Here is a 26,945-nt window from a genome sequence, read left to right as displayed (position 1 = left end):
ATCAGGATGCAAGCGGTCGCGGGCAGGCGAGGACTGTCACACTTATTTGTTAGCGTCGATTTCTTTGAACCGGGGAGAAACGCCGATGAAGCTTGCACCGAAATTTCTTGCTGCTGCACTTGGATTGGGTTTGAGTCTTGGCCTTGCCGGCCAGGCGTTCGCTACCGACCTGAAGCACTGGCCAGCGGATCAGGCCAAGGCGCTGGACGCGATGATCGCGGCCAATGCCAACAAGGGTAACTTCGCGGTGTTCGACATGGACAACACCAGTTACCGCTACGACCTCGAAGAGTCATTGTTGCCGTTCATGGAAAACAAGGGCCTGATCACCCGCGAGAGCCTCGACCCCTCGCTGAAACTGATCCCGTTCAAAGACACCGCCGACCACAAGGAGAGCCTGTTCAGCTACTACTATCGTCTCTGCGAAATCGACGACATGGTCTGCTATCCATGGGTCGCCCAAGTGTTTTCCGGCTTCACGCTTCAAGAGCTCAAGGGCTACGTCGATGAGCTGATGGCGTCTGGCAAACCGGTGCCGAGCACTTATTACGACGGCGATGTGGTCAAGACCATCGACGTCCAGCCGCCGAAAGTCTTCACCGGCCAGGCCGAGCTCTACAACAAGCTGATGGAAAATGGCATTGAGGTCTACGTGATGACCGCTGCCTCCGAAGAGCTGGTGCGCATGGTCGCTGCCGATCCGAAGTACGGCTACAACGTCAAACCGCAGAACGTGATCGGCGTGACCACGCTGCTCAAGGACCGCAAGACTGGCGAGCTGACCACGGCGCGTAAGCAGATTACTGCGGGCAAGTATGACGAGAAGGCCAACCTTGGCCTCGAGTTGACCCCGTACCTGTGGACTCCGGCAACCTGGATGGCCGGCAAGCAAGCGGCGATCCTGACCTACATCGATGAATGGAAAAAACCGGTCCTGGTGGGCGGCGATACCCCGACCAGCGATGGTTACATGCTGTTCCACAGTGTCGACGTGTCCAAGGGCGGCATCCATTTGTGGGTTAACCGCAAAGACAAGTACATGACCCAGATTAACGGCATGATGGCCAAAAACGCTGCAGCTCAGGCCAAAGAAGGGTTGGCGGTGACGGCGGACAAGAACTGGGTGATCGTCAAGCCTGAAGAGATTCAATAAGCGCTGTGATCTCGTTCCCACGCTCTGCGTGGGAACGATCAAAAAAATGCCCCGCACTTGGCGGGGCATTTTTTTGTTCGACGGTTAAGTATTACAGCCCGTCGAGCATCGCTTTGTTACGCACGGCACCCTTGTCGGCGCTGGTCGCCAACAGGGCATAGGCTTTCAGAGCGGTGGTCACTTTACGTGGACGCTTCTCCACCGGCTTCCAGCCTTTCTTGTCCTGTTCGACCCGGCGCGCGGCCAGTTCTTCGTCGCTGACCAACAGGTTGATCGAGCGGTTCGGAATGTCGATCAGGACCTTGTCGCCGTCCTGCACCAGACCGATCGCGCCACCGGCAGCAGCTTCTGGTGAAGCGTGGCCGATGGACAGGCCCGAAGTGCCGCCGGAGAAACGGCCGTCGGTCAGCAGGGCGCAGGCTTTGCCCAGGCCTTTGGATTTCAGGTAAGAGGTCGGGTAGAGCATTTCCTGCATGCCCGGGCCGCCTTTCGGGCCTTCATAACGAATGATCACGATGTCGCCAGCCTTCACTTCGTCGGCGAGGATGCCGCGTACGGCGCTGTCCTGGCTTTCGAAGATCTTCGCGTTGCCTTCGAAGACGTGGATCGACTCGTCGACACCGGCGGTTTTCACCACGCAACCGTCCAGCGCGATGTTGCCGTACAGAACGGCCAGGCCGCCTTCTTTCGAGTAAGCGTGTTCGACACTGCGGATGCAGCCGTTTTCACGGTCGTCGTCCAGGGTTTCCCAGCGGGTCGACTGGCTGAACGCGGTTTGCGTCGGGATGCCCGCAGGGCCAGCCTTGAAGAAGTGATGCACCGCTTCGTCGTTGGTCTGGGTGATGTCCCACTTGGCGATACCTTCGGCCATGGTCTTGCTGTGTACGGTCGGCAGGTCGGTGTGCAACAGGCCGCCACGGGCCAGGGAGCCGAGGATGCTGAAGATCCCGCCGGCGCGGTGCACGTCTTCCATGTGGTACTTCTGGATGTTCGGCGCGACCTTGCACAGTTGCGGTACATGGCGGGAGAGGCGGTCGATGTCGCGCAGGTCGAAATCGATCTCGGCTTCCTGGGCCGCGGCCAGCAAGTGCAGGATGGTGTTGGTGGAACCGCCCATGGCGATGTCCAGGGTCATGGCGTTTTCGAACGCCTTGAAGTTGGCGATGTTGCGCGGCAACACCGACTCGTCGTTCTCGCCGTAGTAACGCTTGCACAGCTCGACGATGGTGCGGCCGGCTTGCAGGAACAGCTGTTCGCGGTCGCTGTGGGTGGCCAGGGTCGAACCGTTGCCCGGCAATGCGAGACCAAGGGCTTCGGTCAGGCAGTTCATCGAGTTGGCGGTGAACATGCCGGAGCAGGAACCGCAAGTAGGGCAGGCGCTACGCTCGTACTCGGCGACCTTCTCGTCAGAGGCGCTGGAGTCGGCGGCGATCACCATGGCGTCGACCAGGTCGAGACCGTGGCTGGCCAGTTTGGTCTTGCCGGCTTCCATCGGGCCGCCGGACACGAAGATTACCGGGATGTTCAGGCGCAAGGCGGCCATCAGCATGCCAGGGGTGATCTTGTCGCAGTTGGAAATGCAGACAATGGCGTCGGCGCAGTGGGCGTTGACCATGTATTCGACGGAGTCGGCGATGATCTCGCGGCTCGGCAGCGAATAGAGCATGCCGTCGTGGCCCATGGCGATGCCGTCATCCACGGCGATGGTGTTGAATTCTTTGGCTACGCCGCCGGCCCGTTCGATTTCACGTGCGACCAGTTGACCCAGATCCTTCAGGTGCACATGGCCCGGTACGAACTGGGTAAAGGAGTTGGCAATGGCGATGATCGGCTTCTTGAAGTCGTCATCTTTCATCCCCGTGGCGCGCCACAGTGCGCGAGCACCGGCCATGTTGCGGCCGTGGGTGGATGTTTTCGAGCGGTAATCAGGCATGGAGCACTCCGGGCGGCAAATCAGGTATCAAAAGGGAAGTGAGCTTCTATTGACGTCTGGAACACTCAGAAATGGCCGTGTGTCCGGAAGTTGCCGATAACTTTGCGGGATCGCCGCGCGCTTCAGCTTGAGCTCATAAACCCGCCGGGGGATGACTGGCGATGAATCTCGCGATTCTACACCGCTGGCGTCAGGAGGGAATGCCGGAAAGTGCTGATCCAGTGCTGACGGCGCGTGTGGGATGACGACCGGCAGGATTATTCGACGCTTGGGCTGGCTCCCGGGCTTTTGGCTCGGCTATGGATACGACTGTTGAGCACCAGCGCCACGCTGCTCAAGATGACGAAGCTGTATCCCAGCGTGGATTGCAGGTTGGCCGGGCTCAAGCTGATGAGCGCACTGATCAACCCTCCGCAGATGAAAATCACCGTGCTGCCGGCCGACGCCGAGGTTCCCGCATTTTCGGGGAACAGGCTCATGGCTTTGGACGTAGCGGCGGGCCGGGCGATGGTGGTGCCGGCAGTACAGATGAGCATCGGTACCAGGACAGTGATCGGGGACAGCGTAAAGTGGCTTGAGAGATAAAGCATGATCAGGCCGGACAGCAGGATCAGGCTCAGCCCGCTGATGACTTGATGACCGGGACTGATACGTTTACCCAACAACGTCGCAACCGTGCCGCCGACAATGTAGGCGCCGCCATATACCAGCAGGATCAGCGAGAAGTCATAGGCTGACAGCTGGAGTTGATCCATGAAAATCAGCGGCGAAATCACGATGAAGGAAAAATGGCAGGCGAAAGCAAAGGCGGAAATCAGCCAGTAGGACAGGAAGTCGACATTGCACAAGACCCGGCGGTAGGGCTGGAAGATATTCGATAGCGCTCCGGTTGCCGCTGGCCGAGTGTTTTCGAGAGAAAAACAGGCCTTGAGCAGCACTATTCCAGCCAGTGCGGTAAACACCCCAAAGCTGCCCTGCCAGCCCAGCGTGGCTTGCAGGAACGTGCCGGCCAACGGTGAGACCGAGATGAAAACGCCGGTGGCAGTCACCATCAGGATCCGCAACCGGTCACGCTCCTCACCCTCGAACAGGTCCTGAATCAGTGCCTGCGACAGCACGAAACACCCGCAGCCGAGCGCCTGAACGACACGGAACAGCAGGAAGTGGACATAGTCCGTGGTCAGTGTGCAGCCCACCGCACCCAGCATCGAGATGGTTATTCCGGCGAGCAACAGCCCTTTGCGCCCGATCACATCCGACAGCGGCCCGATCAGCAGTTGAGAGGCCGCTATGCCGACGGCAAACAGACTGATCGACAGCGCAATATCGGCGGGCGTGCTGCGAAAGTGTTCGGCGAGCGCCGGGAAAGAGGGCAACAGGACATCCAGCGGGAACACGCCAAGCAGCACCATGGCCAACAACAGGCTGACCGCTCCCCGACGTTGTTTGACGGTTGCCGTGGATTGTCCTTCAGCCATCGATAAGCCCTGCCTTCATAAACAGTTGCTGGTTGGAGGGCAGGTCGAAGAAACCAGCCTTTTTTAACGCCTGAAGCGTTGCGCCAGCACCGGATCGCGCCCGTTGATGGGTGGCTTGGGGGTTGGTCAGTCCGCAGAGAATTTCCGTGACGGTTGTGTCGCCAAGAGCCGCGCTGTGCAGGCTTTCGCGCATCCATCGCTCATCGGCCTCGAAGAACATCCGGATGATGTCCAGCAGCGCTTTGGCGACAAACGTGCGTTGAGGGCTGTTCAGCGTCAGCCACAGGTAATGGAATACTTCAGAGAAATAGCGACTATGGCGCGCCTCGTCCGCCAGATGATCCCTGAGCATTGCCTGGACGCTGGAAACCAGGTCGTTACGGCAGACATCGAGCAGTTCCTTGGCAATGATCGTCTCCGACACGAACCCGACGAGAAACCAGGCCAGCGCCCTGTATCTTTCAGGGGCGCCGTCAAGCAGGGCGTTCAATCGCATGATGCGGTGGGGCATGACCGGACGCCGGCTGATCCCATAGAACCTGGCAACCTGTTCGGCAAGGCTGTTGGAAAACAGGGCGTGATAACCCTCGTCGGTATAAAGCTGAAGCGCGGCGGTCTTCATCCGTGCGGGAATGTGGACGTTCAGTTCATCATGGATGATGGTTTCCACGGAGCGGTTGACGATGCGGTGCTCAAGCAAGGTGGTGTAGTCGAGGAAGTACACTAGATGATTGGCCGACAGCCGATGGATGACGGTTTGACCTGCCGCCTGGATAGCCGGGTGAGTCAGGTAAGCCAGGAAGCCTGGAGGAAACCAGTGGCGCGTTTCCAGTTGCTGCTCCAGATCTGGCGGTAATAGATAGTCGTGTTCGCTGGTGCGCACTGACGCGCGGGTATTCCAGTCGCCCAGGGTGTAACGATGAGCCCAGGACACCGGGTGGTCCAGCGGGGCAACGATGGGAGTGGTCATTGTTGCGGCTCCCGACTGCTCAGAAGATCTTTCAATTCCTGGCACATCAACTGTCCGTCGCTGTAGCCACAGCCGACAAAAAACAACGGTTGTTCCGCGCTGTCCTCGATCCCCAGCAAGACCTCGACCTGATCATCGGCCAACGCCCCCGTCAGCCAGGTGTTCAACCCCAGTGCAGTGGCCACCAGTTGGAATGTTTGAGAAATATGCCCCGCTTCCACAAAGGCCATTCGGTAGGCTCGCGAGTGTTCATATTTCCACCACAGCTTGTCGAACCGACTGGTGATGAACAGGCCCACGGGCAGGTTGTTGATGAAGTGCTGCCCACACAGCAACTGCCCCAGTGGTGAGTCAGGTGTCGGGTTGACGAAACTCAAGGCGTGGTCGGTGGGGTGATAGGCGTAGAGCCCGGGTTTCAGGCCGCTGACGTTGTGTACGTGAAGAAAGCCTTCGCAGGCATTCAGCCCGCCACCGGATGGGCTGCTGCGCCGGGCATCGAGACCTTCGACGAGGGTTTCGTCGACATCGTTTTCGCGCTCATGCAAGTAGCCAAGGGACAGGTAAAGCAGCGTGCCAATAGCTTCCAGTGAAACCGCTGCATCCGTGAAGGTGCGGCAGGTTTTTCGGCCGATCAGGACGTTGGCCAGAGACCCTTCCGGCAGGCAGGAAGGCTTTGGCAGGTCAATCAGCTCCCGCGCCTGGCGTTCTGTGGGCCGGTTGCTCGGCGCAGGAGTGGCCAGCACTTCGGTGCAATGGTCCAGGTAGTGTCTGGACCATTCATGAATATCCTGAGGGACATGTTCGCAGGGGATGTTTTTGGTACCGATATGGAATATCTTCGACAGTTCATCCCAACCCCATTCAACAGTACCTTGTATTGATGTTGTCAGTATTCCTGCGTTCAGGAGTTGAGTATCAACTATGTTGCTGTCGTTATACAGTTCAGGGTTGTTGATAAGTTGCGTAAGTCTGCTTGAGTATTCAAGGCTTAGTTCAAATTGTTTGTGATTTTTGTAATCCCAGACTATTTGGCCGGGCGTGCGAGGAAGTATGAATAGATATGGGTTTATCTGCATGGTGGGTGGTTCGCTCTGGACGAGTGCCATAGAAAACGCTGGGTAGCCGGCACTCCCCAGCGTCTCATTTACTTAGCGGGCTTTTGGAGCAACCAGAAAAGCCAGGTTGGCGATTTTGTTAGCTTCCAGAGTAATTGCTTTCATGTTGTTGACTCCTTGTCATTTGGTAGTGAGTGTCACTTCGAGGTGACAACTCAATCATAGGCTTTAATGGGCTCTTATCAAGGGGAGATCAAGTAGGAATATTCCAGTAATTTTGTCGGAGCGGTCTTGGGGTTGGAGAAAGTTTGTAAGTTATATTCTTTCAAATCAAATGTGCAGGGAAATGTCCTGCAAGTCTGTAGGACTGCAAGAGTAAGACGATGGGGCGGGAGAGGATATGTCGCGGCGTCAGAATGGCTGACGGAGAGCCTGTCGGCTCCCCGTCAAACCGGCGTACTCAGCTGTTTGGCAGCAGACGGCAGGTAATGCTCTTGATGTAGCGGGTTTCGGCAATGGCTGGGTGAACCGGGTGATCCGGGCCTTGTCCGCCGCGCTCCAGCATCTGGATGTTACGGTCCAGGTGACGGGCGCTGGTCAGCAGGATGTTCTGCAGATCGTCTTCCGGCAGGTGCATCGAGCACGACGCGCTGACCAGGATGCCGTCCTTGCTGAGCAGGCGCATGGCTTGTTCGTTCAGGCGACGGTAGGCGCCTTCACCATTTTTCATGTCTTTCTTGCGTTTGATGAATGCAGGAGGGTCGGCCACGATGACGTCGAAACGCTCTTCGCTGGCTTTCAGCTCTTTGAGGGCTTCGAACACGTCGCCTTCAATGCAGGTCATTTTTTCGGCGAAGCCGTTCAGTGCGGCGTTGCGCTCCACGCCATCGAGGGCGAAGGCCGACGCATCGACGCAGAACACTTCACTGGCGCCGAAGGCGGCCGCTTGCACGCCCCAGCCGCCGATGTAGCTGTACAAGTCCAGTACGCGTTTGCCTTTGGCATAAGGTGCCAGACGCGCGCGGTTCATGCGGTGGTCATAGAACCAGCCGGTTTTCTGGCCCTGGATGACCGGCGCTTCGAACTTCACGCCGTTCTCTTCCAGCGCTACCCACTCCGGCACCAGGCCGAACACGGTTTCTACGTAACGGTTGAGGCCTTCGGCGTCACGGGCGGCGGAGTCGTTCTTGAACAGGATGCCGCTTGGCTTGAGCACTTGGGTCAGCGCCGCGATCACGTCATCTTTGTGAGCTTCCATGGTCGCCGAAGCGATCTGGACCACCAGGATGTCGCCGAAACGGTCGACCACCAGGCCTGGCAGCAGGTCGGAGTCGCCGTAGACCAGGCGATAGAACGGCTTGTCGAACAGGCGATCGCGCAGCGACAGGGCGACGTTCAGGCGATGCACCAGCAGCGACTTGTCCAGCGGCAACTTGATGTCGCGCGACAGCAGGCGGGCGCAGATCAGATTGTTCGGGCTCATGGCAACGATGCCCAGCGGCTTGCCGCCGGCGGCTTCGAGGATCGCCTGATCGCCAGCCTTGAAGCCGTGCAATGGGGTGGCGGCTACATCGATTTCGTTGCTGTAGACCCACAAGTGACCGTTGCGCAGGCGTCGGTCGGCGTTGGCTTTGAGGCGCAGGCTAGGCAGGGACATGACGTCGCTCCGGAAAAAAGAGCGGGAGTATAGCGTGTTGAGGGAGTGGCGGGTTTGACTGACGATGAAACGCGCATGACGCCATCGCGGGCCCGCACACGTATGGATTGAGTTTGACTGGCTGTCGGATCGATCTTTTTAAGGGGTAGAATCCCCGCCTGACCCGGAGTGCGTACTTATGTCCCAAGAGCTGTCTTCTGAACAGATTCAACAGTCCCTGCAAGGCATCAGTGTGCCGGCCCAGCCGCAGATCATGGTGGATCTGCAGATGGAGCAATATATGCCCGACCCGGACCTGGAGGTGATCGCCAAGCTGATCTCCCAGGACCCTGGCCTTTCCGGCGCCTTGCTGAAAATCGTCAATTCGCCGTACTACGGCTTGAGTAACAAGATCACCGCGATCCAGCGTGCAGTAAACCTGTTGGGCAGCCGTTCGATCATCAACCTGATCAACGCGCAGTCGATCAAGGGCGAGCTGAACGACGATGCAATCGTCACCCTCAACCGTTTCTGGGACACGGCGCAGGACGTGGCGATGACCTGCCTGAGCCTGGCCAAGCGCGTCGGTGTCCAGGCCGGCGATGAAGCTTATGCGCTGGGCCTGTTCCACGATTGCGGCATCCCGCTGATGCTCAAGAAATTCCCCGACTACATGAAAGTGCTGGAGCAGGCCTATGCCAACGCCAGCGCCGAATGCCGCGTGGTGGATACCGAGAACAAGCAATACAACACCAACCACGCCGTGGTCGGGTATTACACCGCCAAGTCCTGGCGTCTGCCGGAACATGTCACCCAGGCCATTGCCAACCACCACAATGCCCTGGCCATTTTCAGCGATGAGTCGTGCCGCAATACACCGCTGAAAAACCTGCTGGCAATCCTGAAGATGGCCGAGCACATTTGCGCCTCCTATAGAGTGTTGGGCAACCAGGCCGAAGACCACGAATGGAACAATGTCGGGCATCTGGTGCTCGATTACATCGGTCTATCGGAATACGATTTCGAAACCCAGAAACAAGAAATTCGCGACCTCGCCACGCGTTGAGTGTCGAACCTCGCCTGATTCGAGAGCCCCATGCCAGAACTGCCGGAAGTCGAAACCACCCGCCGCGGAATTGCACCGCACCTGGAAGGCCAGCGCGTCAGCCGGGTGATCGTGCGTGAGCGCCGTCTGCGCTGGCCGATCCCCGAAGACCTGGATGTGCGGCTGTCGGGCCAGCGCATCGTGCTGGTGGAACGGCGGGCCAAGTATTTACTGATCAATGCCGAAGTCGGCACGTTGATCAGCCATTTGGGCATGTCGGGGAATCTGCGGCTGGTGGAAGCTGGCTTGCCGGCGGCCAAGCATGAGCATGTGGACATCGAGCTGGAATCGGGCCTGGCCCTGCGTTACACCGACCCGCGTCGGTTCGGGGCGATGCTCTGGAGTCTCGACCCGCTGAATCACGAACTGCTGGTTCGCCTGGGGCCGGAGCCGTTGACCGATCTGTTCGATGGCGAGCGTCTGTTCCAGCTGTCCCGCGGGCGATCCATGGCGGTCAAGCCGTTCATCATGGATAACGCGGTGGTGGTTGGCGTCGGCAATATCTACGCGACCGAAGCGCTGTTTGCTGCCGGCATCGACCCGCGCCGCGAGGCCAAGAGCATTTCCCGGGGGCGTTATTTGAAGCTGGCGATCGAGATCAAGCGCATCCTGGCGCTCGCCATCGAACGGGGCGGTACCACGTTGCGGGACTTTATCGGCGGCGACGGCCAACCGGGGTACTTCCAGCAGGAGCTGTTCGTGTACGGCCGTGGTGGTGAACACTGCAAGGTCTGTGGCACGGGGCTGCGGGAAGTCAAACTCGGGCAGCGCGCCAGCGTCTTTTGTCCGCGCTGTCAGAGCTGATATCGGCTACGGTCTATAGTCAGTGTTCTCACTGCCTAGCCGAAGGACCGTGCCATGAATCTGTTTCGAACCTTTGTCGTCACGCTGCTGCTGAGCATCGCTGCGCCCACGCTGGCTACTGAGAACGGCAGCGGCGACCCGCGTTACACCATCCAGAATCCACCGGCCTACGCCATGCTTGGCGATCTGCTGATTGCCCGACCGTTGCTGGTGGTGGCGACAGTGATCGGTGCCGGGGCGTTTGTGGTGTCGCTGCCATTTACCGCGCTGGGCGGCGGCATTGGCGATGCAGGGCAGGCGCTGGTGGTCGACCCGGCGAAAGCGGCGTTTGTGCGGTGTCTGGGGTGCATCGGGGAAGGGTTTGAGCAGCGGGAGTGAGGCATAAAAAAGATCGTCCGGACGCGGTTCGGACGATCTTTCCAGGCTTTCAAGCCTTACCGGTAATCTTCCGGTATTTCTCCATCAACTGTTCTTCAGTTTCCGGATGGGCTTCGTCCAGCGGAATGCAATCCACCGGGCAGACCTGCTGGCACTGCGGTTCGTCATAGTGGCCGACACATTGCGTGCACAGGTTCGGGTCGATCACGTAGATCTCTTCGCCCTGGGAAATGGCGGCGTTTGGGCACTCGGGTTCGCAGACGTCGCAGTTGATGCAATCGTCGGTGATGATCAGGGACATGCTAACTCCAGCCGGGGCGGCAGGCCCTGGCGCAATAAACCAATGCGCACAATTGTGCCGCATTGGCGCCCGCAGTGCACGCGGGCGCGATCAAGTGCAGCTTCGGCAGCGCCTACTTTTTGAAGCGTTCAGTGAGGGCGTCGGCCACCACCGGGTGGACGAACTTGGTGATATCGCCGCCCAGGGCCGCGATTTCACGGACCAGTGTCGAGGAAATGAACGAATAACGCTCGGACGGGGTAAGAAACAGGCTTTCCACATCCGGTGCCAGTTGGCGGTTCATGTTGGCCAGCTGGAATTCATATTCGAAGTCCGACACCGCGCGCAAACCACGCAGGAACACATTGGCGTTCTGCTCTTTGGCGAAGTGCGCGAGCAGCGTCGAGAAGCCGACGACTTCAACGTTCGGCAAATGTTTGGTGACCTCGCGGGCCAGCTCCACACGTTGTTCCAAGGGAAACAGCGGGTTTTTCTTCGGGCTGGCGGCGACGGCGATGATCACGTGATCGAACAGGCGCGAGGCGCGTTCGACCAGATCGCCATGGCCCTTGGTAATAGGGTCGAAGGTACCTGGGTACAACACTCGGTTCATCGCGTCGTCCTGGCGGGAGTCCGTTGGGGAGTCGGATGGTATCGCAGCCTTCCCGGTCGGCCAAGTCGCCTGTTGGGTAAGAAAGCACTATAGACGATAGGAATATTCCGCGTTTTCATGGGTTTTTCAAACGTTCGGCCAGTGAATTCGCCAGTTGTGCCGTCAGTCCGTAGACCGACAATTGTGGGTTTGCACCAATGCTGGTGGGGAATAGCGAGCCGTCGTGAATCGATAGATTGTGCAGTTGGTGATGTCGGCCGAGGCTGTCGGTCACGGCGTTTTTCGGGTCTTCACCCATGGCACAACCGCCCATCACATGAGCACTGCCCAGGCGCGTGCGATACAACTCAAGGCTCAACCCGTCGATTAATGCACGCGCTTCGGCGAGGGTTTTCACGTAACGGGCGTCGGCATGCATCGGCATCACAGCGTTGGCGCCACCGGCGAACTGGATCTCGGCCATGCTATGGAACGCCCGGCGCAACCCGTCCCAGGCATACGGTGAAACCTGATAGTCGAGTACCGGCGTGCCGTCACTGCGCAATTCGACATTGCCGCCGGGGCTGTCCGGGTGAAAACCGTCTCGCAGCAATGCCAGCATGGCGTGGGTATGCGGAAGGTTTTCCATGTGCCGGGCGTTTTCCGTGCCGAAGCCACCGAGCAGGGTGGTGGCCAGCGCCGGGTGCAGCGGTGGGACCTCCAATTTGTAGGACATCTTGCCGGTGATGCCGTCCTGCCACTGGAAATGGTCGGAATAAATCGACTGCGGCGCGCCGTAGAACGGGTTGATCACCTCGTCGAACAGCCCGGCGGACATGTTGACTAAATGCAGGAACGTCCGTTTTCCCAGTCGCTCATGCGGATCCGGCGCCTCTGAACGCAATAGCAGCGCCGGGCTGTTGATCCCGCCGCCGGCCAGCACGTAATGCCGCGCCTTGACTGTGATTGTGCGTCCGGTAGGGGCAACGCAACGCTCATCCATCGCCACACAGTGCAGGCCAGTGACTCTGCCGTCCTTGATCGACAGCTTTTCAGCGCGGGCCAGATAGAGCAGCTCGCCACCTTTTTCCAGGGTCGCCGGGATGGTCGTGACCAGCATCGATTGTTTGGCGTTAGTCGGGCAACCCATGCCGCAGTAGCCGATGTTCCAGCAGCCGCGCACGTTGCGCGGGATCACATGCCAGGCGTAGCCGAGTTTTTCGCAGCCTTTGCGGATGACGTCGTTGTTGGCGTTGGGCGGCACTAGCCACGGGGCGACGCCCAGGCGTTGTTCCATGTTCTCGAACCAGGGCGCCATCTCGGCCGGTGTGTGGCCTACGACGTCATGTTCTTTGGCCCAGTGTTCGAGCGTCTGATCCGGGGTGCGAAAGCTCGAAGTCCAGTTGATCAGCGTGGTACCGCCCACCGCCCGGCCCTGGAGGATGGTGATCGCACCGTCCTTGCTCATGCGCCCGATGCCTTCCTGATAGAGGCTGGTGTAGGCCTGATCTTCGAGCATCTTGAAGTCGCTGCTGGTCTTGAGTGGGCCTTCTTCGATGAGCAAGACCTTGTAGCCTGCGGCGCTGAGGATTTCGGCGGTGGTTCCGCCGCCGGCACCGCTGCCGATGATCGCCACATCCGCTTCGAGGGTCAGGTCCTGGGGCAATTGCGAACCGTTATAGGTTTTCCAGCCACGGGCCAGGCCTTCGCGAAACGGATCGGGTACGGGCATGTTCGGGTTCTCTTGTTGTTATGTTTTGGGTGCGATGGTGAGGCGGCTTGCCCGCGAAAGGGACGCCACGGTTTCAGACCGTAGGCGGCCCCGGATACCCACAATGCACCCAAGACTCCGCCCGGCTGTACCACGCCATCATCACCATTTGCAGCAACGAGCTATGGCCCATGCGCAGCAAGCTCAGCGAGCTGTTTTCCCAGCGATCGAGAAAGTGCCGGATGTCTTCGCTGCTGGCATTTTCCCAACTGCCCCAGATCCCGGTCAGTGGGCCGCGGGTGATGCTCATCCCCAGCACATCGAACAATTGCCGGGTCAGCTTGAGCATTTCCGGCGACAGGTGATCGAGGCTGTAATCCAGGCTTTTGAGGGTGCCTTCGACGGCGGCCGGCATCTTCTCGACGATCACGGCACCGTCGAGCATTACCGGGATCAGTGCCCGCAGAAACAACAGGTCACCGCTGCGCAAAGTCGCGAAACCGCTGGCCGCCGTGCTCGACGAGCAGCCGCTGAGGCTCGCGCCTAATCCGGCCGTGGCCAGAAAGGCGCTGGCGCCCAGGCTGAATTTAAGCAGGCCGCGCCGTGACAGCGCGGGTGTGTCGGACAGGCTTGGGCTCATTATTGTTATTACCCGGCGGTGTTGATCGTTAGCGGATAAACAGCTTCTGGATCAGTTTCTGAATGGATTTGCCGTACGGCGGATAGATCAGCTTCGCCGCGTTGAAACGCTGTTTGATCAGCACGCCCTTGGCCTTGCTGAAGGTCAGGAAACCCTCATGGCCGTGGTAGTGGCCCATGCCCGAGGCGCCGATGCCGCCGAACGGCATGTCGTCCTGGGCAACGTGCAGCAAGGTGTCATTGAGGCATACGCCGCCGGAATGGGTTTCGTGGAGAACACGGTTTTGCTCGCGCTTGTCGTAGCCGAAGTAATACAGCGCCAGCGGACGAGGCCGTTGGTTGATGTAGGCAAACGCTTCATCGAGATCCTTGTAGGGGACGATCGGCAACAACGGGCCGAAGATTTCGTCCTGCATCACCGTCATGTCGTCGCTGACGTTGAGCAGCAGGCTATGCCCCATGCGTCGGCCCTGGCCCTGATCGAACAGCGGAATCAGCAGCGCGCCCTTGCTGGTGGCGTCGCTGAGGTAGCCGTTGAGCCGCGCCAGTTGTCGCTCATTGATGATGGCGGTGTAGTCCGGATTGTCGGCCAGGGTCGGATAAAACCCGCGAACTGCCTGGCGATAGGCTTCGACGAAAGAGCCGACGCGGTCTTCCGGCACCAGCACGTAGTCCGGGGCGACACAGGTTTGCCCGGCGTTGAGGGTCTTGCCGAAAGCGATGCGTTCGGCGGCATCCTTTAGCGGTACATCGCGGGAAACGATGGCCGGGGACTTGCCGCCCAGTTCGAGGGTCACTGGGGTCAGGTTTTCGGCGGCGGCGCGCATCACGTGTTTGCCGATGCTGGTGGCGCCGGTGAACAGCAGGTGATCGAAGCGCAGCCGGGAGAACGCCACGCCGATGTCGGCCTCACCGAGCACCACGCAAACCAGGTCTTGAGGGAATATCCGCCCCAGCAATTCCTTGAGCAGCAAACCGGTGGCGGGGGTCGATTCGCTGAGTTTGAGCATCACCCGGTTGCCCGCCGACAACGCCCCCACCAGTGGCCCGATGGCCAGATACAACGGGTAGTTCCAGGGCACGATCACCCCGACTACGCCCAGCGGTTGATAAACGACTTTGGCCGACGCCGGTTGAAAAGCGATGCCGACTTTACGCCGTGAGGTTTTCATCCAGCCTTTGAGGTGTTGGCTGGCGTAGTGAATACCATGCAGGCTGGGCATCAATTCGGCGAGCAGGGTTTCGTCGGCGCTGCGGTGGCTGAAATCCTGGCTGATGGCGTCGACCAAGGCCTGGCGCTCATTGCTCAACAGGTCCCGCAACGCCTTTAGCCATTGTTGGCGCTGAGCCGCGGGTGGCATCGGGTTGCCTGCATACGCCGCGCGTTGAGCATCGAACAGGGATTGGAGCTCGTCCAGAGGCTGCTGCAGGTTCTTCAGGTAGGCGATGTCAGCAGGCATGGTCGGCTCCGGATTTATTGTAATGAGAGGATTTTTAGAGTCTATGCTCTAGAAAGTCAAATGACATCCTGACGCAGCTTTGTTTTATCCACTCCCGGATAGGTCGTAAGATGCCCGTCACCGCACTCTGAATTAAAGCTCAAGCCATGGCCCCTCGGATCAAAACCAGCGAGCGCATCGTGCAGAACAGCCTGGAGCTGTTCAATCAGCAGGGCGAGCGCAGCATCAGCACCAACCACATTGCTGCCCACATGGAGATTTCTCCGGGCAACCTGTACTACCACTTCCCCAACAAGCAGGCGATCATCGCTGTGCTGTTCAGTGAGTACGAAAGCCTGGTGGACAGCTTCCTGCGCCCGCCTCAGGGCCGCGCCGCGACGGTCGAAGACAAGCGCTTCTACCTCAAGGAATTGCTCGCTGCCATGTGGCGCTATCGGTTTTTGCATCGCGACCTCGAGCACTTGCTCGACAGCGATCCCGAGCTGGCCGCCCGTTACCGGCGCTTTTCCCAGCGCTGCCTGATCCAGGGCACCGCCATTTACGAAGGGTTCGTAGCCGCTGGCATCCTGAACATGGATAAGGTTCAGATCGAGTCCCTGACGCTGAACGCCTGGATCATCCTCACGTCGTGGGTGCGGTTTCTGTGCACCACGCGGGAAAACTCCAACCACTTGAGCGAGCAGGCCATTAAGCGCGGCGTGTATCAGGTGTTGGTGCTTGAGGCAGGGTTCGTTACCGATCAATCGCGCGACGCGGTAAATGCGCTGTTCGACGAATTTTACGTACCGCTGGCCCAGGCGCTGGAAGAAGTGCATTAGGATTCAAGACTGACAACATCACAGGAGCCCGTTATGCCCATTGCGCAACTGATCAGCCCGCAAGCGTTGGACCTGAAAAAGGAGACTCCGGGGCTGGTGATTCTGGATTGTCGTTTTGCCCTCGAAGACCCGGATTACGGTCAGCGCAGCTATGCCGAAGGGCATATTGCCGGGTCGAGCTTTGCCGATCTCGAGCGTGATCTGAGCGGGGCGGTGGTCAAGGGGGTTACCGGGCGTCATCCGTTGCCTGAACCCGAAAAGCTGATCGAGCGCCTGCAAGCCTGGGGCATCAATGCCGACAGCGAAGTGGTTTTGTACGATGACGGTCCTGGCGCCTACGCGGCGCGGGCCTGGTGGTTGCTGGCCTGGCTGGGCAAGCGCGACGGTGTGTTCATTCTCGATGGCGGGCTGAAGGCCTGGCATGCCGCCGGATTGCCCCTGAGTCTTGATCCGCCGTCGATCACTCGCGGCACCTTCACCGGGACGCCGGATGCTTCGCTGGTGCTCAGCGCCAAACAGCTCCAGAAACGTCTCGGTCAGCCCGCATTGACCTTACTCGACGCCCGCGCCATGCCGCGCTTCAAGGGCGAAGTGGAGCCAATCGATCCGATTGCCGGGCACATCCCCGGCGCACAATGCGCCGCGTTCACCGAAAACCTGGGCAGCGACGGGCGTTTTCTGCCCGCCGATCAGCTCAAGCAGCGGTTTGCCACGAAGCTCGGTGATCGTTCGCCGACGGAGCTGGTCGCGTATTGCGGTTCCGGCGTGACGGCCTGCCACAACCTGTTCGCCCTGTGCCTGGCGGGTTATCCGTTGGGGTCGTTGTATGCCGGTTCGTGGAGCGAGTGGATTAACGATCCCGCGCGAGGCGTCGCCACCGGCGAGTAAGCGCAGAGCCGATGTGGGAGCGGGCCTGCTCCCACATTTGGATCTTCGTTGTCATCTATGGTCGGGCAATTGCCGCGCGCTGCGATATGCTCCCGGTCCAACGCCATAAACCTGCTTGAATTGCCGGCTCAGATGACTCTGGTCGGCAAAACCCAGTTGCGTCGCGACTTCCAGCGGCAGGCAACCGCCCTGTAACAACGCCCGTGCCCGAGCGATGCGCTGCTGCATCAACCAGGCGTGCGGCGGCATGCCGGTGGCGCGGCGGAACACCCGGGCGAAGTGGAAGGGGGACAGGTTCACCGTCGCCGCCAGTTCTTCCAGCGAGGGCGGCGCCGCCAATTGCGATTGCAGCCGTTCCTTGGCCAAGGTCACTGCGCGGTGTTCCTTGCCGGGTTTGCCGGCGATCGGGACGGCTGCGTGGCGTTGCAACAACGACAGCATCATTTCCCGCCAGACCGTTTGCTGCTGCAGGGCCGAGGATGGACTTTCCAGCAGCCGATGCAATTGGCAGAACCCCCTCACCAGATCCGGGTCGCGGTACAGCGTGGCGCCAAACACCGGCAAGGTGTCGCTCGGCAGTTCAAGCTCTTCCAGCAGCGAGAGAATTTGCCCGCTGTCGGGATAAAACGCCCGGTACAACCAACCGTCTTCCGTACCTTTGTGGCCGGTGTGCAGTTCGTCCGGGTTGATCAGCACCAGCGTGCCGCTGCCCGCCAGATGCTCGGCACCGCGATAGCGATAACGCTGGGCGCCGGCCATGATCATGCCGTTCACATAGCCGTCATGCACATGAGGGGCGAAACGGTGCTCGATGTAGCGCGCAGACAACAACTCGACCCCGGCCAGCGGTGCCGTTTGCCAGAAGTGGATCGACTCGCCCTGATCGACTTCCACTGTTTACTTGCGCCCTGTGGCGGCCAGCCATTGGGGAATGCGCCGTTCCAGGTAGTAACCCGGTTGTCTGAACGAACCCTCGACGAAACCGACATGCCCGCCCTTGGCCTGCAGCTCGAATTGAGTGCTGGCGGACAATTCATCGGCTTGCGGCAGGCTATGCGGAAACACAAACGGGTCGTCAGCCGCCTGGATAATCAGGGTTGGCGTGCGAATCTCTCCAAGGAAATAACGACTCGAAGCGCGACGATAGTAATCTGCAGCATCGGCGAAACCATTGAGCGGTGCGGTGACCCGGCCGTCGAAGTCCCAGAAGGTACGCAAGTTCTCCAAAGAGCCCAGCGCCTCCAATGCCGCCAGGCCAACCTCATGGCCCTCATGCTGGAATCTGCGCTGTTTGTTCTTGATGTAGGCGACCATCTCTCGCATGAAATGCGCTTGGTAGAACTGGGAAAAACCCTGGCTGATACGATCGGCACAGTGATCGAGGCGAAACGGCACCGACACTGCCACCGCACCAAGTACACCGCTGTTGCTGCCGGTTTCACCCAGATGCTTGAGCAACACGTTACCGCCCATGGAATAACCGACCGCATACAGCGGCGCGAGGGGGCGTTGGGTGCGCAGGTGCCTGATGGTTTCGGCCAAGTCTTCACTGGCCCCGGAATGGTAGCTGCGCGGCAACAGATTGGGCTCGCCGGAGCAACCTCGCCAGTTCAACGCGACGCTGGCCCAACCCTGGGTGCTCAGCGCCTTCTGCATCCCGGCCACATAAGGCGAATTCGACGAGCCGGTCAGGCCGTGCAATACCAGCACCAACGGTGCATTCGCGCTGTGTGGGCCGTGCCAGTCCAGGTCAAGGAAATCGCCATCTTCAAGCCACAATCGCTCGCGCTCACGCTCGATATGTGTGGTTTTGCGCCATAGCGGTCCCCACAAGGTTTGTAAGTGCGGATTACCCAGGCCGTAGGCGGGCGTGAAGGCAGGGGTGAAACGTTCTGGCAGATGGGACACGATTGCTCTCGATGCTGCGGCGCGTACCCGCAGCGTTAGCTGACTGAGCTTCGCACCGTTTTCTCAGGCCGGACTAGCCGGCGATCCCTGCCATACGTTGCCACAACGCGTAGTACACACGTCCCGATTTTTGCTCCCGATGCAGGCGCCAATTTTCTGGCAAACCCAATATCGACGGTGCGCTTTCGCTTTCAGTGTAGACCCACGCATCGTCAGCCAGCCAATGACGTTCTTCGAGCAGAGTGCAAACCACAGGCAACAGATTCTGATTGAACGGCGGGTCGAGGAATACCAGGTCGAACGCCGTGGCCGGTTGGGTTTCCAGATAGCGCAAGGCGTCGGCAGTCTGTACCTGGCCGTTGGTGCAGCGCAGGGTGCCCAGATGTTCTTTCAGGCTGGACACCGCAACGTTGCTGGCGTCCAGCGCCTGACCCATGGCCGCGCCACGGGACAAGGCTTCCAGGAACAGCGCGCCGCTGCCGGCAAACGGATCGAGTACCTTGGCCCCGGCGACGTAAGGCGCGAGCCAGTTGAACAGGGTTTCACGCACCCGGTCCGGCGTTGGGCGCAGGCCTGGGGCGTCAGGGAAACTGAGCTTTCGGCTACGCCATTCGCCACCGATGATACGCAGTTGGTTTACACCGTTATGCACGTTGTGAACGGGTTTCTTTGGACGGGATGAACTGGCCATTAATGCTCCGGAACCCCGAGCGGCTGCTCGGCAGGTTTGTCAGTAGGGGCCGGCAACGGCTTTTGTGGCACGGTCGGGCCAGCGCTGACGATGACCAGTTTATCCGTGCTCAGGTGTTTGCTCAGTGCGGCTTTGACTTGCTCGACGGTCAGGCTCTGGGACTGTTGCATGAAGTCTTCCAGGTAGCTCAGCGGCAAGTTGTAAAAGCCCATGGCGCCGAGCTGACCGACGATATCGGCGTTGCTGGCGGTGGACAGCGGGAAGCTGCCGGCCAGTTCACGCTTGGCGTCGTCGAGTTCTTTCTCGGTGGGGCCGGTCTTAAGGTAGTCGGCGAGCACATCCTGCACCAGTTTCAGGGTGCCTTCGCTCATTTCGGCGCGGGTTTGCAGGTTGATCATGAACGGGCCACGAGCCTGCATCGGGCTGAAACCCGAATACACGCCATACGACAAGCCACGCTTCTCGCGCACTTCGCTCATCAGCCGGGTGCCGAAACCGCCGCCGCCAAGAATCTGGTTGCCCATGGACAGCGCTGCATAATCCGGATCGTCACGGTCGATACCCAGTTGCGCGATCATCAGGTTGGTCTGTTTGGACGGAAACTCAATGTGGCCGATGCTGGGCTTGGGGTCGGTCGGTTGTTCGACTTTCGCCAGGGCCGGGCCTTTGGGCAGGTCGGCGGACACTTGGGCGGCGACCGCCTCGGCTTCGGTTCGCGACAGGTCCCCTACCAGCGCAATCACCACGTTGCCGGCGGCGTAGGCTTTCTGATGGAAGGCTCGCAACTGCGCCAGGGTGATCGGTGGAATGCTCTTCGCCGTGCCGTCGCTGGAGTGCGCATACGGGTGATCGCCATACAAGCGGTTCATCAGCTCCAGGCTGGCGAGTTTGCCGGGGTTCTGTTTCTGGAATTCGAAGCCGGCGAGCATCTGGTTCTTGATGCGCGCAAACGAGTCGGCGGGGAAGGTCGGTTTGCCGACGACTTCAGCGAACAGCTTCAAGGCAGGCTCGCGTTTGTCCACGGCACTGAGGCTGCGCAAGGAGGCAAGCGCCATGTCCTTGTACGCGCCGTTGCTGAAGTCGGCGCCCAATCCTTCGAAGCCCTGAGCGATGGCGCCGACGTCTTTGCCGGCTACACCTTCGTTGAGCATGGCGTTGGTCAGCAGTGCCAGGCCGGGTGCATCGCCGTCCTGGCTGCTGCCGGCGGCGAAGATCAGGCGCATGTCGAACATCGGCAACTCACGGGCTTCGACGAACAGCACCTTGGCGCCTTCGGCGGTGTTCCAGGTCTGCACGTTCAGCGAGCGATGGCTTGGGGCCTTGCCGTCGAGTTCGGCCAGCGATTGCAGCTTTTGGCTGGACTTGGCCTTGTCGAGGGCTTCGCTGGCGTTGGACTCGTCGGGTTTTGACAGATAGAAGGCGGCAGACCCGATCAGTGCAACAGCGATCAGGCCGATCAGGGCCAGACGCGACTTTTTACGCTCACTCATGAGTCGTCTCCTGTGGCAGTACATGGGCGACGCTGAGACGTTCGCGGGTGAAATACAGCTTGGCGGCCTTCTGGATGTCTTGCGGGGTCACGCTTTCCAGGTCGGCGAGTTCGGTGTCCATCAGTTTCCACGACAGGCCGACGGTTTCCAGTTGGCCGATGGCGGTGGCCTGGCTGGTGATCGAGTCACGCTCAAAAACCAGGCCGGCAATGACCTGCGCTCGTACCCGCTCCAGTTCTTCAGCGGATGGCGCGGTGGTTTTCAGTTGTTCGAGCAGTTTCCACAGGCCGGCTTCGGCCTGGGCCATGGTTTTATTTTTCTGGGTGTTCGGCGAAGCCGACAAGGTGAACAGGCTGTCGCCACGGGTATAGGCGTCGTAGCTCGACGACCCGCCGGACACCAGCTCTTCGCCGCGTTCCAGTTGCGTCGGGATGCGGCCGCTGTAGCCACCGTCGAGCAGGGCGGAAATCAGGCGCAGGGCGTTCACCGATTGTTTGTCTGCGGCTGTGGCGATGCTCGGCACGTTGAAGGCCAGCATCAGGCTCGGCAATTGGGTCTGCACATGCAGGGTGATCTTGCGTTCGCCGGGCTCAGCCAGCTCCAGCGGGATTTTCGCCGGTGGCACGTCGCGCTTGGCGATCGGGCCGAAGTAACGCTGGGCCAGGGTTTTGACTTCGTCCGGGGTCACATCGCCAACCACCACCAGGGTGGCGTTGTTCGGCACATACCAGGACTGGTACCAATGGCGCAGCTCTTCGACTTTCATGCGATCGAGGTCCGCCATCCAGCCGATGGTCGGCGTGTGGTAACCGCTGGCGGGGTAGGCGATGGCCATGAAACGTTCGTAGGCCTTGGACATCGGCTTGTCGTCGGTGCGCAGGCGACGCTCTTCTTTGATCACCTCGATTTCGCGGGTGAACTCGTCGGCCGGCAGGCGCAGGTTGGCCATGCGGTCGGCTTCCAGTTCGAAGGCTACGCCCAGACGGTCGCGGGCCAGCACCTGGTAATACGCGGTGAAGTCGTCGCTGGTGAAAGCGTTCTCCTCGGCACCGAGATCGCGCAGGATCAGCGAGGCTTCGCCGGGGCCGACTTTCTCGCTGCCCTTGAACATCATGTGTTCCAGTGCGTGGGACAACCCGGTCTGGCCCGGGGTCTCGTAGCTGGAGCCGACCTTGTACCAGATCTGGGAAACGACGACCGGCGCACGATGGTCTTCGCGCACGACAACCTTCAGGCCGTTGTCGAGGGTGAATTCGTGGGTCGGTTGTGGATCGGCAGCCAGGGCCGAGAGGGGCAGACAAACTGTGCTGAGCAGCAGGCCTGCAGCGCGGCGGGCTAGAGCATTCATTCGTTTTTAAACCTGTTGGGCTGCCCGCTTGGTCTTAGCGTCGGCGGGCGAGAGGGTGCTAGGATACTGATCCGTTTTACTGGCGGCCACGCCTATCAAGCCTTTGATCGGCTTGCAGGTTGTATGGGTTACCGGCAGAAGCTTTGAGTTTGTCAGCTAAACTCTGCGTTTTCGCCGACGATGCCGTTCCAGTCCTTCGTATTAGTCGACCTTTGAGGCGCCGTTGGCTCCTCGACAAAATGTTGCGCGTGAACAAGCTGGATGAATCGCAGTCTGTTCAGCATCGAATTATTTATTTGCCGAGGCGCCTTTTGGCGCGTCGCTACCGTGAGATAGCCGTCCTCCATGTTTGGTTCCAACGACGACAAGAAGACCCCAGCTGCGGCTGGTGAGAAGAAAAGCCTGTTCGGATGGCTGCGCAAAAAGCCGCAGGAACCCGTTATCGAACAGCCACAGCCACTTTCTGAGCCAACCCCGGCACCGGTTATAGAGCAAAAGCCTGCGCCGATTGCCGAGCCGGTGCTGCAACCTGCGGCCGCGCTCGTACCTGAAACCGAAGTCGCGGCCCCATTGCCGCTGACGCCAGTTGCCACGCCGTGGCTGACTTTGCCGGTAGCGGAAGAGCCGGTGGCGCTGGTTGAAGATGAGCAAGCGCCGCACATCACTCCACCGATTCCGGCCCCGACTGCGTTTGCTCCGGAGCCGGTTCGGGCGCCAGTGGTTGAACCGGCAGCTGTTGCTCCCGTGTTCGTGGCCGAACCTGCACCGGTGGCTCCAGTGCCAGCATTTGTTGCTCCGGTTGCTCAAGCGCCAGAACCTGCACCTGCACCTGCACCTGCACCTGCACCGGTCATCGCTCCTGTTGCCGCCACACCGGTTGCGCCCCTCGAAACTCCAGTCGAGCCTGTGCGTACCGAAGAGACCAAAGCCGGTTTCTTCGCCCGTCTCAAGCAAGGCCTGTCCAAGACCAGCGCCAGCATTGGCGAGGGCATGGCCAGCCTGTTTCTCGGCAAGAAGATCATCGATGACGAACTGCTCGAAGACATCGAAACCCGTTTGCTGACCGCCGATGTCGGCGTCGAAGCGACGTCGGTGATCATTCAGCGTCTGACTCAGAAAGTCGCCCGCAAGGAGCTGGCCGATGCCGACGCGCTGTACAAATCCCTGCAAGCCGAATTGGCAGCGATGCTCAAACCGGTCGAGCAGCCGCTGAAAATCACCTCGCAGAACAAGCCGTTCGTGATTCTGGTGGTCGGCGTCAACGGTGCCGGCAAAACCACCACCATCGGCAAGCTGGCGAAAAAGCTGCAACTGGAAGGCAAGAAAGTCATGCTCGCCGCCGGTGACACCTTCCGCGCCGCAGCGGTCGAGCAACTGCAGGTCTGGGGCGAGCGCAACAAGATCCCGGTGATCGCCCAGCACACCGGCGCCGACTCGGCTTCGGTAATTTTCGACGCTGTGCAGGCCGCCAAGGCCCGTGGCATTGATGTGTTGATCGCCGACACCGCCGGTCGCTTGCACACCAAAGACAATTTGATGGAAGAGTTGAAGAAGGTTCGCCGGGTGATCGGCAAGCTCGACGCCGACGCGCCTCATGAGGTGCTGTTGGTGCTCGATGCCGGTACCGGCCAGAACGCCATCAACCAGGCCAAGCAATTCAATCAGACCGTCGAACTGACCGGCCTGGCGCTGACCAAACTCGACGGCACCGCCAAGGGTGGGGTGATTTTCGCCCTGGCCAAGCAGTTTGGCTTGCCGATCCGTTACATCGGCGTTGGTGAAGGCATCGACGATTTGCGTACTTTTGAAGCAGAACCCTTTGTCCAGGCATTGTTTGCCGAGCGGGAGCGTTCATGATTCGTTTCGAACAGGTCGGTAAACGCTACCCGAACGGTCACGTCGGCTTGCATGAGCTGAGCTTTCGAGTCCGTCGGGGCGAATTCTTGTTTGTTACCGGCCATTCCGGCGCCGGTAAAAGCACCTTGTTGCGGCTGTTGCTGGCCATGGAACGTCCGACCACCGGCAAATTGCTGCTGGCCGGGCAAGACCTGAGCACCATCAGCAACGCACAGATTCCGTTCCTGCGCCGACAGATCGGCGTGGTGTTCCAGAACCACCAGTTGCTGTTCGATCGCACGGTGTTCAATAACGTCGCGTTGCCGTTGCAGATCCTTGGCCTGTCCAAGGCCGAGGTCGTCAAGCGCGTGGACTCGGCCCTGGAGCGCGTGGCGCTCTCGGACAAAACCGATCTCTACCCCGGCGACCTGTCTACCGGCCAGCAACAGCGCGTCGGCATCGCTCGCGCCATCGTTCACCGCCCGGCCTTGCTGCTGGCGGATGAACCGACCGGTAACCTAGACCCGCGTCTGGCGGCAGAAATCATGGGCGTGTTCGAAGACATCAACCGTCTGGGCACCAGCGTGCTGATCGCCAGTCACGACCTGGCGCTGATTGCCCGCATGCGTCATCGCATGCTGACCCTGCAGCGTGGTCGATTGATCGGCGACGGGGAGGCCGGCGTATGAGTGCGACACGTAGCCCCAAGGTTTCCGAGCGCGTGGCCCCGAAGGCCGCCGATCCGCAACCACAGCAGAAGAAAAAACGCGACGATGACGATGGCCCGGATTTCGCCACGCTGTTCCGCGCCTGGATCGAAAGCCATCGCGCCAGTCTGCTGGACAGCTTGCGTCGCTTGGGCAAGCACCCGATCGGCAGCTTTTTCACCTGTATGGTGATGGCTGTGGCCCTGAGCTTACCGATGGGCCTGTCACTTTTGCTGAATAACGTCGAGCGTCTCGGTGGCTCCTGGCAGCGTGCGGCGCAGATTTCCCTGTACCTGCAACTTGAGGCCAGCCCTGAGCAGGGCGAGTCGTTGCGCGAGCAGATCAAGGGCATGCCGGGCGTAGCGGATGCCGAATACGTGGGCCGCGATCAGGCACTGGAAGAGTTCCAGCAGCAGTCCGGACTGGGCGAAGCCCTTAAGGAACTGCCGGAAAACCCCCTGCCGGGCGTGGTTCTGGTGACACCGAAAGAGGTCGACAAGCCCGGGCTTGAAGCATTACGACAAAAACTTTCCGAGTTGCCGAAGGTACAACAGGCCCAACTTGATCTAGTCTGGGTCGAGCGTCTGGCGGCCATCCTCAAGCTGGGCGACCGTTTTGTCTTCGGTCTGACCGTGCTTTTGGTTTCTGCATTACTTTTGGTGATAGGCAATACCATTCGTCTTCATATTGAAAACCGCCGCACAGAGATAGAAGTGATTAAACTCGTCGGCGGCACGGACAGTTATGTGCGCAGGCCCTTTCTGTACATGGGCGCGCTTTATGGCTTCGGTGCGGGGATTCTTTCCTGGGGCGTATTGGCGTTCGGCCTGAACTGGCTGAACGACGCGGTGGTTGGACTGGCCGGTTTGTACGGCAGTGATTTTGCGCTGGCCGGAGTGCCAGTTGCCGACGGTCTGTCGCTCTTGCTTGGCGCGGTGCTGTTGGGGTATATCGGTGCATGGATTGCAGTCGCACGCCACCTGCGGGAGCTTGCGCCAAAGTAATATCATTTTGCTCGTATTGACCTTTCAGCGTTTATGGGAACTTGTTTTTTGGTTTCCGGTCAATTTTCGCAGTGCTGAACTGCACGAGTTATGTAAGTCGGAGGTTTTTTCGTATGACCAATTCTTTGCAGCCTGCATATGCTCTGGTCCCGGGTGCGAACCTGGAGGCCTATGTGCACACGGTGAACAGCATTCCATTGCTGACGCCGGAGCAGGAGCGTGAACTGGCCGAGAGTCTCTATTATGAGCAGGATTTGGGGGCGGCTCGGCAGATGGTGCTCGCCCACCTGCGTTTTGTCGTACACATTGCCCGTAGCTATTCCGGCTACGGCCTGGCCCAGGCTGACCTGATCCAGGAAGGCAACGTCGGCCTGATGAAAGCGGTCAAGCGTTTCAACCCGGAAATGGGTGTGCGCCTGGTGTCCTTTGCGGTGCACTGGATCAAGGCGGAAATCCACGAGTTCATCCTGCGCAACTGGCGGATCGTCAAAGTCGCGACCACCAAGGCTCAGCGCAAGCTGTTCTTCAACCTGCGCAGCCAGAAGAAACGTCTGGCCTGGCTGAACAACGAGGAAGTCCACCGTGTGGCGGAAAGCCTCGGCGTAGAGCCGCGGGAAGTACGCGAGATGGAAAGTCGCCTGACCGGCCATGACATGGCCTTCGACCCGGCCGCGGAAGCGGACGACGACAGTGCCTTCCAATCGCCGGCCAACTACCTGGAAGACCACCGGTACGATCCGGCTCGTCAACTGGAAGACGCCGACTGGAGCGACAACTCCAATCACAACCTGCACGAAGCACTTGAAGTGCTGGACGACCGCAGCCGCGACATCCTCTACCAGCGCTGGCTGGCAGAAGAAAAAGCCACGCTGCACGACCTGGCGCAGAAGTACAACGTGTCGGCCGAGCGTATTCGTCAGCTCGAGAAGAGCGCGATGAACAAGCTCAAGTTGTCGATCGCCGCGTAACCCACGCGAAGGCAATAAAAAACGCCCCGATCATTGATCGGGGCGTTTTTGTTTGAAGATCAAAAGATCGCAGCCTTCGGCAGCTCCTACAGG

General features: G+C 59.8%; 25 protein-coding genes. 10 read left to right on the top strand and 15 right to left on the bottom strand.

Annotated features, from left to right (window positions below):
• Positions 1-85: 85 nt before the first annotated feature.
• Positions 86-1,153, top strand: a complete 1,068-nt coding sequence (locus tag ACEN9A_RS28220) for an HAD family hydrolase (protein ID WP_258671504.1) — start codon at positions 86-88, stop codon at positions 1,151-1,153.
• A 91-nt stretch (positions 1,154-1,244) separates the two neighbouring features.
• Here the strand turns inward: ACEN9A_RS28220 and ilvD are convergent, their stop codons facing one another.
• From ilvD to ACEN9A_RS28195, 5 genes are all read right to left on the bottom strand, one after another.
• Positions 1,245-3,086: a dihydroxy-acid dehydratase gene (gene ilvD / locus ACEN9A_RS28215; protein ID WP_018928674.1), complete on the bottom strand. Its 1,842-nt coding sequence runs from the start codon at positions 3,084-3,086 to the stop codon at positions 1,245-1,247.
• Positions 3,087-3,343: 257 nt separating this feature from the next.
• Entirely contained in the window at positions 3,344-4,564 is a 1,221-nt protein-coding gene (locus ACEN9A_RS28210) for an MFS transporter (protein ID WP_258671503.1), read from the bottom strand.
• Positions 4,557-5,534 (bottom strand): diiron oxygenase, encoded by a 978-nt coding sequence (locus ACEN9A_RS28205; protein ID WP_258671502.1) that lies wholly within the window; start codon positions 5,532-5,534, stop codon positions 4,557-4,559. Before ACEN9A_RS28205 ends, ACEN9A_RS28210 begins: the two co-directional genes overlap by 8 nt.
• Complete coding sequence (locus ACEN9A_RS28200) at positions 5,531-6,610, bottom strand: SagB/ThcOx family dehydrogenase (RefSeq protein ID WP_258674225.1); 1,080 nt, start codon at positions 6,608-6,610, stop codon at positions 5,531-5,533. Before ACEN9A_RS28200 ends, ACEN9A_RS28205 begins: the two co-directional genes overlap by 4 nt.
• Before the next feature lie 439 nt (positions 6,611-7,049).
• Positions 7,050-8,246, bottom strand: a complete 1,197-nt coding sequence (locus ACEN9A_RS28195; protein WP_017341306.1) for a class I SAM-dependent rRNA methyltransferase — start codon at positions 8,244-8,246, stop codon at positions 7,050-7,052.
• 232 nt (positions 8,247-8,478) lie between these two features.
• On the opposite strand from ACEN9A_RS28195, the gene ACEN9A_RS28190 reads away from it, so the two are divergent.
• From ACEN9A_RS28190 to ACEN9A_RS28180, 3 genes are read left to right on the top strand one after another with little or no spacing between them, the layout of a single operon-like run.
• Positions 8,479-9,291: an HDOD domain-containing protein gene (locus ACEN9A_RS28190; RefSeq protein WP_177324959.1), complete on the top strand. Its 813-nt coding sequence runs from the start codon at positions 8,479-8,481 to the stop codon at positions 9,289-9,291.
• Positions 9,292-9,321: 30 nt separating this feature from the next.
• Positions 9,322-10,134 carry a bifunctional DNA-formamidopyrimidine glycosylase/DNA-(apurinic or apyrimidinic site) lyase gene (gene mutM, locus ACEN9A_RS28185; protein ID WP_018928680.1) on the top strand — a complete coding sequence of 271 codons (813 nt, stop codon included), beginning with the start codon at positions 9,322-9,324 and terminating at the stop codon, positions 10,132-10,134.
• A gap of 54 nt (positions 10,135-10,188) precedes the next feature.
• Positions 10,189-10,512, top strand: coding sequence for a multidrug transporter (locus tag ACEN9A_RS28180; protein ID WP_019650206.1), 324 nt, complete (start codon positions 10,189-10,191; stop codon positions 10,510-10,512).
• A gap of 49 nt (positions 10,513-10,561) precedes the next feature.
• Here ACEN9A_RS28180 and ACEN9A_RS28175 read toward each other — a convergent pair whose 3' ends face one another.
• From ACEN9A_RS28175 to ACEN9A_RS28155, 5 genes are all read right to left on the bottom strand, one after another.
• Positions 10,562-10,813 carry a YfhL family 4Fe-4S dicluster ferredoxin gene (locus ACEN9A_RS28175; protein WP_003195146.1) on the bottom strand — a complete coding sequence of 84 codons (252 nt, stop codon included), beginning with the start codon at positions 10,811-10,813 and terminating at the stop codon, positions 10,562-10,564.
• 112 nt (positions 10,814-10,925) lie between these two features.
• Positions 10,926-11,405 (bottom strand): pantetheine-phosphate adenylyltransferase, encoded by a 480-nt coding sequence (gene coaD, locus ACEN9A_RS28170; RefSeq protein WP_007939322.1) that lies wholly within the window; start codon positions 11,403-11,405, stop codon positions 10,926-10,928.
• 115 nt (positions 11,406-11,520) lie between these two features.
• Positions 11,521-13,116 carry a GMC family oxidoreductase gene (locus ACEN9A_RS28165; RefSeq protein ID WP_258671501.1) on the bottom strand — a complete coding sequence of 532 codons (1,596 nt, stop codon included), beginning with the start codon at positions 13,114-13,116 and terminating at the stop codon, positions 11,521-11,523.
• 73 nt (positions 13,117-13,189) lie between these two features.
• Complete coding sequence (locus tag ACEN9A_RS28160) at positions 13,190-13,735, bottom strand: twin-arginine translocation pathway signal protein (RefSeq protein WP_258671499.1); 546 nt, start codon at positions 13,733-13,735, stop codon at positions 13,190-13,192.
• A gap of 28 nt (positions 13,736-13,763) precedes the next feature.
• Positions 13,764-15,194: a coniferyl aldehyde dehydrogenase gene (locus ACEN9A_RS28155; RefSeq protein WP_258671497.1), complete on the bottom strand. Its 1,431-nt coding sequence runs from the start codon at positions 15,192-15,194 to the stop codon at positions 13,764-13,766.
• Positions 15,195-15,340: 146 nt separating this feature from the next.
• Here ACEN9A_RS28155 and ACEN9A_RS28150 point away from each other — a divergent pair, with 146 nt between their 5' ends.
• Positions 15,341-16,012 carry a TetR/AcrR family transcriptional regulator gene (locus tag ACEN9A_RS28150; RefSeq protein WP_018928685.1) on the top strand — a complete coding sequence of 224 codons (672 nt, stop codon included), beginning with the start codon at positions 15,341-15,343 and terminating at the stop codon, positions 16,010-16,012.
• Positions 16,013-16,045: 33 nt separating this feature from the next.
• A complete protein-coding gene (locus ACEN9A_RS28145; protein WP_258671495.1) occupies positions 16,046-16,900 on the top strand; it encodes a sulfurtransferase in 855 nt (284 codons plus the stop codon).
• A 51-nt stretch (positions 16,901-16,951) separates the two neighbouring features.
• On the opposite strand, the gene ACEN9A_RS28140 is transcribed toward ACEN9A_RS28145, so the two are convergent.
• The 5 genes from ACEN9A_RS28140 to ACEN9A_RS28120 form a co-directional block, all read right to left on the bottom strand.
• Positions 16,952-17,794 carry an AraC family transcriptional regulator gene (locus tag ACEN9A_RS28140; protein WP_258671494.1) on the bottom strand — a complete coding sequence of 281 codons (843 nt, stop codon included), beginning with the start codon at positions 17,792-17,794 and terminating at the stop codon, positions 16,952-16,954.
• Positions 17,795-17,797: 3 nt separating this feature from the next.
• Positions 17,798-18,808, bottom strand: coding sequence for a hydrolase (locus ACEN9A_RS28135; RefSeq protein ID WP_258671493.1), 1,011 nt, complete (start codon positions 18,806-18,808; stop codon positions 17,798-17,800).
• Positions 18,809-18,881: 73 nt separating this feature from the next.
• Positions 18,882-19,499, bottom strand: coding sequence for a 16S rRNA (guanine(966)-N(2))-methyltransferase RsmD (gene rsmD / locus ACEN9A_RS28130; RefSeq protein WP_258671492.1), 618 nt, complete (start codon positions 19,497-19,499; stop codon positions 18,882-18,884).
• Complete coding sequence (locus ACEN9A_RS28125) at positions 19,499-20,989, bottom strand: M16 family metallopeptidase (protein WP_258671491.1); 1,491 nt, start codon at positions 20,987-20,989, stop codon at positions 19,499-19,501. The genes rsmD and ACEN9A_RS28125 overlap by 1 nt, the downstream gene beginning before the upstream one ends.
• Positions 20,982-22,337, bottom strand: a complete 1,356-nt coding sequence (locus ACEN9A_RS28120; protein ID WP_258671490.1) for a M16 family metallopeptidase — start codon at positions 22,335-22,337, stop codon at positions 20,982-20,984. Before ACEN9A_RS28120 ends, ACEN9A_RS28125 begins: the two co-directional genes overlap by 8 nt.
• A gap of 345 nt (positions 22,338-22,682) precedes the next feature.
• On the opposite strand from ACEN9A_RS28120, the gene ftsY reads away from it, so the two are divergent.
• The 4 genes from ftsY to rpoH all read left to right on the top strand — a co-directional run bounded on the left by ftsY (position 22,683) and on the right by rpoH (position 26,852).
• Positions 22,683-24,194: a signal recognition particle-docking protein FtsY gene (gene ftsY, locus ACEN9A_RS28115; RefSeq protein WP_413387565.1), complete on the top strand. Its 1,512-nt coding sequence runs from the start codon at positions 22,683-22,685 to the stop codon at positions 24,192-24,194.
• Positions 24,191-24,862: a cell division ATP-binding protein FtsE gene (ftsE, locus tag ACEN9A_RS28110; RefSeq protein ID WP_018928694.1), complete on the top strand. Its 672-nt coding sequence runs from the start codon at positions 24,191-24,193 to the stop codon at positions 24,860-24,862. The genes ftsY and ftsE overlap by 4 nt, the downstream gene beginning before the upstream one ends.
• Complete coding sequence (gene ftsX / locus ACEN9A_RS28105; protein WP_258671487.1) at positions 24,859-25,884, top strand: permease-like cell division protein FtsX; 1,026 nt, start codon at positions 24,859-24,861, stop codon at positions 25,882-25,884. Before ftsE ends, ftsX begins: the two co-directional genes overlap by 4 nt.
• A 113-nt stretch (positions 25,885-25,997) precedes the next feature.
• Positions 25,998-26,852, top strand: coding sequence for an RNA polymerase sigma factor RpoH (gene rpoH / locus ACEN9A_RS28100; RefSeq protein ID WP_007897890.1), 855 nt, complete (start codon positions 25,998-26,000; stop codon positions 26,850-26,852).
• Positions 26,853-26,945: the final 93 nt, after the last annotated feature.

Source organism: Pseudomonas sp. Pseusp18 (assembly GCF_059506005.1).
Note: the sequence above shows the minus strand (reverse complement) of the source record. Positions and strands in the feature narration are given on the sequence as shown.